Annotated in this window: 12 protein-coding genes; 7 read left to right on the top strand and 5 right to left on the bottom strand. The window is 63.6% G+C overall.

The genetic code is table 11. The features are described from left to right. Nucleotides 1-177: 177 nt before the first annotated feature. The 4 genes from MKK62_RS17835 (at nt 178) to MKK62_RS17820 (ending at nt 2,227) form a co-directional block, all read left to right on the top strand. Entirely contained in the window at nt 178-393 is a 216-nt protein-coding gene (locus MKK62_RS17835) for a hypervirulence associated TUDOR domain-containing protein (RefSeq protein ID WP_240258576.1), read from the top strand. Nucleotides 394-406: 13 nt separating this feature from the next. Beyond that, complete coding sequence (locus MKK62_RS17830; RefSeq protein ID WP_240258577.1) at nt 407-739, top strand: DUF3140 domain-containing protein; 333 nt, start codon at nt 407-409, stop codon at nt 737-739. Between the two features lie 30 nt (nt 740-769). Then, nucleotides 770-1,492, top strand: coding sequence for a GAF and ANTAR domain-containing protein (locus MKK62_RS17825; RefSeq protein ID WP_240258578.1), 723 nt, complete (start codon nt 770-772; stop codon nt 1,490-1,492). Between the two features lie 171 nt (nt 1,493-1,663). Continuing rightward, entirely contained in the window at nt 1,664-2,227 is a 564-nt protein-coding gene (locus MKK62_RS17820; RefSeq protein ID WP_434084961.1) for a MarR family winged helix-turn-helix transcriptional regulator, read from the top strand. On the opposite strand, the gene fni is transcribed toward MKK62_RS17820, so the two are convergent. Both fni and MKK62_RS17810 read right to left on the bottom strand, forming a co-directional pair. Continuing rightward, nucleotides 2,224-3,255 carry a type 2 isopentenyl-diphosphate Delta-isomerase gene (gene fni, locus MKK62_RS17815; RefSeq protein WP_240258579.1) on the bottom strand — a complete coding sequence of 344 codons (1,032 nt, stop codon included), beginning with the start codon at nt 3,253-3,255 and terminating at the stop codon, nt 2,224-2,226. The genes MKK62_RS17820 and fni overlap by 4 nt on opposite strands. A gap of 43 nt (nt 3,256-3,298) precedes the next feature. Continuing rightward, nucleotides 3,299-3,811, bottom strand: a complete 513-nt coding sequence (locus tag MKK62_RS17810) for a MarR family winged helix-turn-helix transcriptional regulator (protein ID WP_240258580.1) — start codon at nt 3,809-3,811, stop codon at nt 3,299-3,301. Between the two features lie 90 nt (nt 3,812-3,901). On the opposite strand from MKK62_RS17810, the gene MKK62_RS17805 reads away from it, so the two are divergent. Both MKK62_RS17805 and MKK62_RS17800 read left to right on the top strand, forming a co-directional pair. Beyond that, complete coding sequence (locus MKK62_RS17805; RefSeq protein WP_240258581.1) at nt 3,902-4,384, top strand: TspO/MBR family protein; 483 nt, start codon at nt 3,902-3,904, stop codon at nt 4,382-4,384. Between the two features lie 16 nt (nt 4,385-4,400). Further along, nucleotides 4,401-5,741, top strand: a complete 1,341-nt coding sequence (locus MKK62_RS17800; protein WP_240258582.1) for a cryptochrome/photolyase family protein — start codon at nt 4,401-4,403, stop codon at nt 5,739-5,741. On the opposite strand, the gene MKK62_RS17795 is transcribed toward MKK62_RS17800, so the two are convergent. After that, nucleotides 5,738-6,475 carry an acyltransferase gene (locus tag MKK62_RS17795; RefSeq protein ID WP_240258583.1) on the bottom strand — a complete coding sequence of 246 codons (738 nt, stop codon included), beginning with the start codon at nt 6,473-6,475 and terminating at the stop codon, nt 5,738-5,740. The two genes, MKK62_RS17800 and MKK62_RS17795, sit on opposite strands and share 4 nt — an antisense overlap. A 130-nt stretch (nt 6,476-6,605) precedes the next feature. Between MKK62_RS17795 and MKK62_RS17790 the strand changes: the two genes are divergently transcribed. Continuing rightward, nucleotides 6,606-7,883, top strand: coding sequence for an outer membrane protein assembly factor BamB family protein (locus MKK62_RS17790; RefSeq protein WP_240264084.1), 1,278 nt, complete (start codon nt 6,606-6,608; stop codon nt 7,881-7,883). 3 nt (nt 7,884-7,886) lie between these two features. Here MKK62_RS17790 and MKK62_RS17785 read toward each other — a convergent pair whose 3' ends face one another. Next, on the bottom strand, nt 7,887-8,594 hold the full coding sequence (locus tag MKK62_RS17785) for an esterase (RefSeq protein WP_240258584.1): 708 nt from the start codon (nt 8,592-8,594) through the stop codon (nt 7,887-7,889). 166 nt (nt 8,595-8,760) lie between these two features. Continuing rightward, the gene (locus MKK62_RS17780; RefSeq protein WP_240258585.1) at nt 8,761-9,726 is read right to left on the bottom strand and encodes a hypothetical protein; all 966 of its coding nucleotides are present in this window, start codon (nt 9,724-9,726) and stop codon (nt 8,761-8,763) included. Between the last annotated feature and the right edge of the window lie 1,247 nt (nt 9,727-10,973).

Below are 10,973 nucleotides of genomic sequence, written 5' to 3'. Positions count from 1 at the left end.
TAGCCGAAAACTGCAACGGGTATGCGGCGTTGGGCCCGAAGCGGCGTCGGGCCGGCCAGAGTTTCGGACGTTATTCAAAAGGTTAATAGTTAAGTTATTGTGGGTTCTACCCGTACGGAAAGCAGTTCCCGCCGCTGGTGACCCACTTGTCTTCTGATACGAGAAGGAGGCCCGTCAGTGGCGGACGAGTTCAGCAAGGGCGACAAGGTTTCGTGGAAAAGCCACGGCAAGAACGTCAAGGGAACGGTCGAGGAGAAGATCACCGACGACCGAAAGGCCGCCGGGCGCCAAGTCCGCGCGTCGAAGGACGACCCGCAGTACCGCGTAATCAGCGACAAGACCGGTTCCGACGCGGTTCACAAGCCCGACGCGTTGCGGCGCGACAAATCCTGAGGAGGCCAGAGACATGAGTTCCGAGGATGCCGCCACTTGGGATGAGTTTCACGACGCGGTCAACATGACCGCGCGCGAGCTCGAGAAGTGGCTTGACACCGACGAATCCAAGGAAGTCGGCCAGAAAAGCGGTAGCGGCGAATCCACTGGACACGAGAGCGGTCGACACATCATCTCGATTCTGAAAGCCAAGAAGGGCGACCTGACCGACGACGACTATGCCCACATGCGAAAGGTCGTTGGATACGTGAAACGTCATGCTGCACAACGCCCTTCCGGCGACGTGAAGGACACCCGTTGGCGTTACTCGTTGATGAACTGGGGCAACGATCCGGTCAAGAAGTAGTTGGGCGTCACGGAAGCGAACGTAACGACGATGGCGGCATTCGATGACCACCTGCGGAGGTCACAATCCGCGATGTATGTCCAGGCCAACCAATTGGTTTTCGATCTGCACCGGCGTGCGCCGTTGGACGTTTTCGAGCTACTGCAGGACCTGATCGCGGGCGCAGCGCAGTCGGTGCCAGGCGCGCGGCACGCGGGCATAACGGTTGTCCAGCCACGGCGGCCGGCCGAGACCGTGGCCAGGAGCGACCAATATCCGGTCGTGCTGGACGAGATTCGGAACGAGTGTGATCAAGGCCCGTGCCTGGCCGCGGCCGAGTCGCAGGAGACGATTCGAGTCGACGACGTTGCGCGTGACTCGCGCTGGCCGACCTATTGCCAGGAAGTGCTTGCGCGGACTCCGATCCGCTCGGTGATATCGCTGGCGATGCTGCGGGAAGGATCTACAGCCGCCAGCCTGAACCTGTTCGGTGACCATGCCCACGCCTTCGACGACCTCTCAGTCCACATCGGCCTGACCTTCGCCAGTCACGCCGCGCTGGCCTGGATGATGATGCGCCGCGACCAGCAGTTTCGCGCCGCACTGGTGTCACGCGACCTGATTGGCCAGGCGAAAGGCAGGATGATGGAGCGGTACGCCATCGACGCCGTCGAGGCCTTCGAAACGCTCAAGCTGATGTCCCAGGATTCCAATACGCCCCTTGCGGCTGTGGCGCAGCGTGTTGTCGCCGGCGACGACTGGCCGCCTCGGTAACGGGTGCGGCCGCGCAACAAGGGTTGCTGCTCGCCTAGTCAGTCCAGCGGGGCTGCGCCGCTGTCCATCCAGGCGAGTCCATCCGACATTGTGTAGGGTGCTCGCGTACCGTCCCTGATCCAGCCGGTTTGGATACCCTGGATCTCGATTCGCTGGGAAGGATGCGGTCAGGTGGCTAAACGCGGCGCAAGCACTTCTTCTCCCAGTCGGGCCCAGCTGGAGAAGCTGATGTCCGCCGACATGCGGGCGGTTACAGCTCAATCCGACCGAGTTGGCCGCTACTTCGCACGTCAGCACGCCGTCAGCGGCAACGATTTTCACGCGCTGTTGCACGTCATGGTCGCCGAGACGGCGGGTACTCCGCTGACCATGGCTCAGCTGCGACAGCGAATGGACGTCTCCCCTGCAGCGATCACCTATCTGGTCGATCGCATGATCGACGCCGGGCATCTCCGGCGTGAAACGGATCCGGCGGACCGGCGCAAAGCGCTGCTGCGCTACGAGGCCAGTGGGATGGAACTCGCGCACGGATTCTTCAATCCGCTCGGCGCCCACCTGCGGGCCGCATTGGCCGACCTGCCTGACGACGACCTGATGGCCGCCCACCGCGTTCTGACCGCGATGGTTGCCGCGATGTCCGTCTTCGAGGACGAACTCCTCGCCCGGCAGAAGGCGCCGGCCGAAGCGGCCACCGCGGCGACGACCCCGTCTAACTCGCAAGCAGGCAAGTCTTAGCGAGTGTGGATTGGCGCGACTCCGATGTGGCGGAGCGCCCGAAGGTCGGACGCGCCGGCGCCGTGCAGACAGATGCGCAGCTCGTCGATGAATCGCTGCAGCCAATCCACCACTGCCGCAGTGGATTCGATCGCCGCGGGCAGCAATGGCCGCGCGACGGCCACAACATCGGCGCCCAGGGCCAGCGCCTTCGCCGCATCCATGCCGGTGCGGATGCCACCGGATGCGACCAGCGGCACGGTGGGCAGCGCCGAACGCACCTCGATGACGGCCTGCGCTGTGGGTATCCCCCAGTCGGCCAGGTCGGGATACCGGACCTCGCCGTAGCGTACGAGTTGTTCCACCCGTGACCACGAGGTCCCGCCGGCGCCTGCGACATCGATCGCCGCTACCGGCAATTCGCCCGACTGACCGGTCAATTCGGCGATCGCCGAGCTACCGATGCCGTGGCCCACTTCCTTGAGCAGGATTGGATATTCGAGCGTACTTGCGACTTGACGCAATCGGTCGAGCGATCCGGAGAAGTCGCCGTCACCGTTCCACTGGACAGCCTCTTGCAGCGGATTGGTATGCACGGCAAGCGCATCCGCGCCGACCCGCTTCAGCGCGTTCGAGATATCTTGCGCGGCAGCTGCTGTCAATTGAGCAAGACCGATATTGCCGAACAGCAACACGTCCGGCGCGACATCGCGAACCGTGAAGCTGGATGCGGCCTGCTCTCCCAACGCACTGTCCAACATGATGCGCTGGGATCCGAGCATCATCCCGACGCCGAGCTGTTGCGCGGCGGCGGCCAAATTCTTGTTGATCGTGCCGGACAACTCGGCACCGCCCGTCATCGCGCCGACCAAGATCGGAGCCCGTAGCGGCGCCCCCAGAAAGTGCGTCGACAGCTCGACGTGCGCGAGGCTGGTCTGCGTCAGCGCGTTGTAGGGCAGGCGGTAACGTTCCAGACCGGTCGTGACGCCGGTGTAGCTGACCCGCTCATCCAGGCACACGTCGATATGACGACGCTTGCGAGTAGTCATACCGTTGGACTCCGTTGGCACCTGACCTCCCCTCTTCACGTGCTCAGTCGGCGGGCGGCTCGGGCAGTTTGAGCGATGCCAGGTCCTCCTGGTATCTGCGCATCGCCTCGATCAACGCGGTAAACACTCTGCTCGCTGCGTGCAGGTCGGCATCGGGCAAGTCTGCCATCGCGTCGTGAGAGTGGATGCCCAGCGGCGCGAAGAACGCACGCGCGGTCGCCAACCCGGATTCGGAATAACGCAGGATTACCTTGCGCCGATCCGCCGGGTCAGACTCCCTCTTGATGTGACCGGAGGCCATCATTCGATCCACCAGATAGGTGATCGCGGCGCCCGAAAGTCCCATCCGCTGACGCAGCTCGCCGGAAGTGACCGGCGCGCCAGCGGTTTCGGCCACCATCACGTGCAGCAGCGCCCGAAAGTCGGTGGGGCGCACGTCGTGGACGGCAGCGAAGGCGCGGCCGATCTGTTCGGACTCGGCCGTCATCACCCGCAGGCAGGCGGTGATCTGCTGCTCGAGTGCGGCGCGGCCGTCCGCGATCTGATCCGGGCCCATGACGTGAGTCAGTTTATCCGCAATTGAGCATTACTTCAGTTGATTAATACTTAAACGACTGAAATACTCCTCGTACCGAAGGGAGCTTAGGTGAGCAAGCAGACATTGGCCGCGACGAGTGTCGCGGTCGCGGCCACGGCGGGGATCGGGAGCGTCGCCAGCAAGCCACGAATCACCCGGTGGTACCGCACGCTCCGCAAGCCACCCTACGTCCCGCCCAACGGCGTGTTTCCCATCGCGTGGACGACCCTGTATGCCGACATCGCAGTGACTTCGGCGACCGCGATTGATCGTCTCCGCGCCGCTGGCCGGCACGACGAGGCACGTAATTACGTCGTTGCCTTGGGTGCGAACCTGATCCTCAATGCGGGATGGAGCTGGCTGTTCTTCAGATACCAGAAATTGGGGGCGTCGGCGCTCGGCGCAGTGGTGCTGGCGGCTAGCAGCGCTGATCTCGCCAGACGGACCGCCGCCGCCGATGCGCGCGCTGGCGTCGCCCTGACCCCGTATCCCCTGTGGTGCGCTTTTGCCACCCTGATGTCCGCTCATATCTGGGTACTCAACCGCCGATGAATCCGGTGACCCGCTGATGCCCGCGCTGTTGTGGTTCCGACGCGACCTACGACTGCGTGATCTCCCGCCGCTTTTGCGCGCCGCAGCGGACAGCGAAGACGTGCTGGCATGTTTCGTGCTCGATCCCCGACTGGAAGCGTCGTCGGGTGCGCGGCGGATCCAGTTTTTGTGTGACTCCCTGCGTCAACTGCGTGACGACTTGGACGGCCGACTGCTGGTCACCCGCGGGTCTGCCGAGGACCGAATCCCGGCTCTGGCCAAGGAAATCGACGCACCGAGTGTCCATGTGTCCGAGGACTTCTCGCCCTACGGTCGACGACGCGACAGCAAAGTGCGCGAGGCGCTGGGCGACGTGCCGCTGGTGGCCACGGGATCGCCGTATCTGGTGTCGCCGGGGCGGGTGGTCAAAGACGGCGGTGAACCCTACAAGGTGTTCACGCCGTTCTTCGGGCGCTGGCGCGACATGGGCTGGCGATCGCCGGCCCGTTCGACGGTCAAATCCGCGAAATGGGTTGACCCCAAGCAGATCGGTAAGGGCGCGCAGCCGGTCGACATTCCCGACCCCGGTGCGGACATCGACCTGCCCGCCGGCGAGGCCGCCGCGCGAAAGCAGTGGAAGAAGTTCCTCGCCAAGGGGCTCGAGACCTACGGTGACGACCGCAACACCCCGGGACACGATGGCACCAGCCGGATGTCGGCCCACCTGCACTTCGGCACGATTCACCCCCGGACGATGGCCGTAGACCTCGACCAGCGCCAAGCTGGTGCGCGAGCGTATTTGCGCGAGTTGGCCTTTCGCGACTTCTACGCCGCTGTGCTGCATCACTGGCCGCGCAGCGCCTGGTGGAACTGGAACCGCGACTTCGATGCCATCGAGGTCGACACCGGCGCGGACGCCGAGAAGAAATTCGAGGCGTGGAAGGCTGGCGAGACGGGGTTCCCGATCGTCGACGCCGGCATGCGTCAGCTGCGCGACACCGGCTACATGCACAACCGCGTACGAATGATCGTCGCCTCGTTCTTGGTCAAGGACCTGCATCTGCCCTGGCAATGGGGCGCCCGTCATTTCCTCGATCAGCTGGTCGACGGTGACATGGCCAGCAACCAGCATGGCTGGCAATGGTCCGCGGGCTGTGGCACCGATGCCGCGCCGTACTTTCGCGTGTTCAATCCCACCAGGCAGGCCGAAAAGTTCGATCCGTCGGGCAACTATGTCCGCCGCTGGGTGGCCGAGCTCGCCGACGCCAAAGACGTCACGCTGACCAAGGGTGAGCGGCCGGCCGGGTATCCCGAGCCCATCGTCGATCACAGCGCCGAACGGACCGAAGCGTTGCGCCGATACCAGGGGATCGGTTAGCGAGCGGCCTTCTTGCGCTCGATGTCGGCCAGCGCAGCAGCGAGTTCGGCGCGCTGAGCAGCCGAGGTTTCCCAGGCCAGCTGGCGGTTCTTGACGACTTTGGCCGGGGCACCAACCGCGATCGAGTAGTCCGGCACCTCACCGCGTACCACGGCGTGCGAGCCGAGCACACAGCCGCGCCCGATGGCGGTACCGCGCAATACGGTGACCTTCACCCCCACCCAGGTGTCTGGTCCGATTCGCACCGGGGATTTGACGATTCCCTGGTCTTTGATCGGCAGGGTGATGTCATCCATCCGGTGGTCGAAATCGCAGATGTAACACCAGTCGGCCATCAGTACCGAGTCGCCGAGCTCGATGTCGAGGTAGCAGTTGATCACGTTGTCGCGACCCAGCACCACTTTGTCGCCAAAGCGCAGCGAACCCTCGTGGGCGCGAATGGTGTTCTTGTCGCCGATATGCACCCATCGCCCGATCTCGAGCTGCGCCAGTTCGGGTGTCGCGTGGATCTCGACGCCCTTACCGATGAAGACCATTCCGCGCGTGATGATGTGCGGATTGGCCAACTTGAACTTCAGCAGCCGGAAATAGCGAACCAGATACCACGGTGTATAGGCGCGGTTGCGTAGCACCCATTTCAGCGAGGCCATCGTGAGGAACTTGGCTTGCCGTGGGTCACGCAGATTCGAGCCCCGCCAGCGGCGATGGATCGGGGCTCCCCACATGCTCGTCATGGCCGAAAAGCCTATCGCCGCCGCGTCGGGCGCGACGAGGCGGGCAATCACGGTTACGCAGTGCGCGGCGGGTTACCCTCGCAGCGTGTCCTGGCCGATCTCCCGCCGTGTTCTGCGGCATTGGGCATCGGTGGCGTGGGCGACGGTGGTGGCCGCAGTCGTTGCGGGTTGCGGTAACACCGACACGTGGGTCGACACTGTGCCGGGCGCGGGTTGGCCCGCTCAATATGGAGACGCCGCCAACAGCAGCTACAGCACGACATCAGGTGCCAGCCGGCTGAGCCTGCGCTGGACCCGCTCGGTTAAGGGTTCGCTGGCGTCGTCGGTGGCGCTCGGTTCACGCAATTGGCTCGCCGCCAATGCCCAGACACCCGGCGGGTGTTCGCTGATGGAGTGGGAGAACGACGACAACGGCCGCCAGCGCTGGTGCACACGGCTGTTCCAGGGTGGCGGCTTTTCGAGTCCGTTGTTCGACGGCTTCGACAATCTCTATGTCGGCCAGCCCGGAGCCATCCTGTCTTTCCCTGTGACGCAGTGGATTCGTTGGCGCCGTCCAGTGATGGGGATGCCGTTGACACCCAGGATCCTCGGGCACGGTCACCTCTTGGTCGCGACACACCTGGGGCAGGTTCAGGTTTTCGACGGCCATCGCGGGACGGTGGTGGGCAACTCGGTGGATCTGGTCGACAATGTGGACCCCCGCGACTTCACGCGTGGGCTCGCCGACTGCGGAGCGGCCAAGGAGGGCTGCCCGGTGGCGGCTGCCCCCGCCTTCGCGAAAAGCAGCGGCCTGATCGTCGTCGGCTTGTGGGAGCCGGGCGCCCCGGCGCCGATCCTGGTCGGGCTCAAATACCATCCCGGGCAGGATCCGCTGCTGACCCGCGAGTGGACCAGCAATGTGGTCAGCGCCGGCGTCGAAGCCAGCCCGGTGATATCGAGCGATGGCTCCACGATTTATGTCAACGGACGCGACAAGCGACTATGGGCGCTGCACACGGCTGATGGCCAGCCCAAGTGGTCGATTCCGCTGACATTCCTCGCACAGACGCCGCCATCGGTGACACCGGACGGCCTGATCGTGTCGGGGGGCGGGCCGGACACCCGCCTAGTCGCTTTCAAAGACGCCGGCGACCATGCGCAGGAGATCTGGCGCCGCAACGATGTCAGCCCACTGTCTACGTCGAGCCTGGCCGGAACCGGAATCGGCTATGCCGTCGTCACCGGCGGTCCTGGCGAGGGCGCGCGGGGCATGACGCTGCTGGTTTTCGATCCGGGCAGCGGCCGAACGCTTAATAGTTACCCGCTGCCGGAGGCGACCGGCTATCCGGTCGGGGTCTCAGTCGGTCGCGACCGCCGCGTGGTCACCGCCACCAGCGATGGCCAGGTATACAGCTTCGCGCCGAGCTGATGCCTAGCTTTTGATTGCCAGGGGCGGGACGGCATTCCGCGGGACATGAACTTGGCTGGCGCCCGCCAGCGAGGGCAACAGCTCGCCCGGAGCGAAGTAAAAAATGAGCTCGTCATCGGTGATCGCGAAGTTCTGGTAATGCGATGCATCCAATCCGGAGCCGGGTGAAATGGCGGCTCCCAGCCCGGTTTGCTTTCCCACTTCCCGTTGAACAATCGGGAAAATGGAGTCGAGCGGCTTGGCATTCGGCGCGAAAAGCGTGTCGAATGTGATTGCCTTCTGTCCGGCCACGTCGTAATTGAAGCTCTTATAAAAGGTCGACGGCCGCGGACCCCCGAGGTCTTCGAAAACCTTGAGCACCACGCTCCGGGTTCCGCCGGGCGCTTGGCCGGAGTGGAACTGTTCGGAAGTCACGTCCATTTGATAGGGCACGTCGCGTGGACCCGAGGCCTGAGAAGAGGTTTGCGCGACGTTGACGAAACCGTCGCGGTTTTGACCCAGAAAATCGGTCAGTGCCTGGTCTGGATAGTCCGCCGGAAATGTCATGTTGACGGTGTAGGCCGGCGTAACGGTGTGCACAGCGCAGATTTGATCTTCCTGCAGTACTCCACCCAACGTCGAGCAGCCCGAGTCTGCGACCGCTACCGCGCCGCCGGAGCAGACCAGCAGAGCTCCGGCCGCCACCAGCGCGGCCGACATGATCTTGCGCATCGGTCGACTTGTCCTCGCAGACTCAGAACGGCTCGAATGCCGTCTCGCCAGCGTACCTGGCCCTGTCTCGACGGACTGTAAACCTCTTGCCAATGAGCTCCCGCCCAGGTCAGCGACCACCGTCCTCCCTTACGGCGGCCGCTGACCCGGTCAGGCGGGCCTGCTGTTAGAACAGCCCGGCGAGATCAGTCCAGAAGTTGCTCAGATCGGCAGCCGTGCCGGCACCGTCGAATGCTCCCACTAGGTCGGTCCACAGATTGGCGAAGTCTCCGGCGCCGGCCGTGCCCGCACCACCGAGCAGATCCGTCCACCAGTTGCTGGCGTCGGTCACTCCACCCGAACCACCCAGCAGGTCGGTCCAGAAGTTGCTACCGGCCGTCAAGGCGCCCTGGGTGTCGCCGGAGAAGAGGTCAGACCAGAAGGCCTGACCCTCGGCCAATGCGCCCGTGCTGTCGCCGCTCAGGAGGCCGGTGCTCTCGGCAGCGCCGGCCGTGGTCGGGGTTCCGTCGCCGTAGAACTTCAAGATGTTGAATAGGTAATCCGCGCCCTGGGCCTTGGCAGTTCCAAGGTTGTCGCCCTCCATGTAGGCGCCGTCGTAACTGCCGGCTCCCAACGCGTTTCCGCCTGCCAGGGCGGTGTTCCCGTCGCCGAAGATGATGGCGTAGTTAAAGGTGCCGGGGTTGGCGGCGTCGTAGCCACCGGCATAGCCGGTGCTGTCGTCACCGAAGACAAAGGCCGTGTTTGCGGTGGAGTTTTGGGCCATCGCGTCGGTGTAGCCGCCGGCGACCGCCGTCGAATCCGTCCCGTCGACGCTCGCGTAGTTGCCCGTTCCGAATGCATAGGCCATCGCTCCCGCGCCATTGGCGATCGCGATGTTTCCTCCGGAGCCCGTGTAGGCCTCCGCCGTGCCCTCCTGGAAGATCGTCATTCCGTCGAAGGAAATGGCCAGGTTCAGGGCCGGGGTGGTGTCCGCGGCCGATAAGGCGCTACCGGAAAGAAAGCTGTCGACAGTCGAGAGCCAATCGAAGGTCGAATCCGCCGACGCAATTCCGGGCGTTGCCGCGACAGCTCCGCCAATGCCTAGCCCGACGGCCAGCATTCCCAGCCGTGTCAAAGCACGAGTGCTCCTCATGGATAGTTCCTTCCCCCTACGCACAAAGTGCGCGCCATTTAATCGTCAGCGCCCACCGCGCCGAGTGGCCCCTAGCCTATGCGGAAGCGTCAATTCTGTTCGAACAAAGCCTAATAATTGAAGAAAAATTCCTCAGCGCGCATTTGGTGAATTAAAGCCGGTTCCCAGTATCGCGGCTTCCCCCGAACAGGCGTCCTGTGCAGGATTTTGATCATGATCAGCGGCCGCCGGTATGGTTTTCGAGCCTAAGTATCGGAGTCATGATCAAGATCAATCTGAGAGATACCGGCTATCTTCTTAGAAGAAGTATTCGAACATCCGGAAATTTTTGCCAAGACCTTGGATTCAAACTCTGAGTTTGCCCGACGGCTCAGTGTCGGAGGTAACACGGCGGCACCCGGAAAATTTTTTCTTCGGTGATCTCGGCAGCTTGCTGGTGCCACTGAAGCCAATCATCGGTGCGTGGAGCGTCGCCCCGGTTTGTTGCAACTGGGTTTCCGCTGCTTCTCGCAACCGACAGCCTGAACGTGAGTGCCGCGGTCGCGGGTCGCAATTCCTTCGACAGAGCCGACGACGGACGGGCCGGCCCCAGGGCTAGCGGCCGTCAAGGTGCCTGACCAGGACAGATCTGATGGGGATCCCAGCAGCGAGCTGACAATCAGGCTCCCCGCCAGGAGCCCCACCCGGACCATGCCACGGGACTTCATCGTGAACTTCCTTTCGGTGACGGTCAGACCGGCAACGCGGACTCGTTCGGATGTGACTGCGAATTAACTGTAGGCGAGAAATTGTGTTAAAACCAGGTTACCTGACAAATGTTTACTAATTAGCAATGTCGGTCCCGTGAAGGACAGAGAAAGCACGCTGACGTGCACTAAATGGCTTTTCGGCCAAGAATGGGTCATAGCTGAGAGCATCGCTGGCAAATGCCCGAGCACACCGTCGGCCGCAACCCCTGGCGGGTTCGCGCTGAGGTCTTAACGTGAACCCGCCAGGAAGCCCAGGCGGCTATCGCCGGATATCGCGCCGCCGGGGGCGGCGAGACTGCGGCAGCCACATCATGTCCCGGTAATGCTTCGCTGCAGCCCCGCCGACCCCCGGCGCGCTTTCCTCAGTCTGCGGCGCGGACAGGCCTCAAATCATGGGGAGATCTCCCTATTTTTGGGCGACCGGCCGAGCCGTCCCCCGCCTCCGCCCAGGGCCCTCCCGTGGCGGGCGTCAGCTGAATGCCAGGGAAATCCCTGTAT

Origin of the sequence: Mycobacterium paraterrae (genome assembly GCF_022430545.2) — a bacterium.
Lineage (GTDB): Bacteria > Actinomycetota > Actinomycetes > Mycobacteriales > Mycobacteriaceae > Mycobacterium > Mycobacterium paraterrae.
This window is presented reverse-complemented; position numbering and strand designations above follow the sequence as displayed.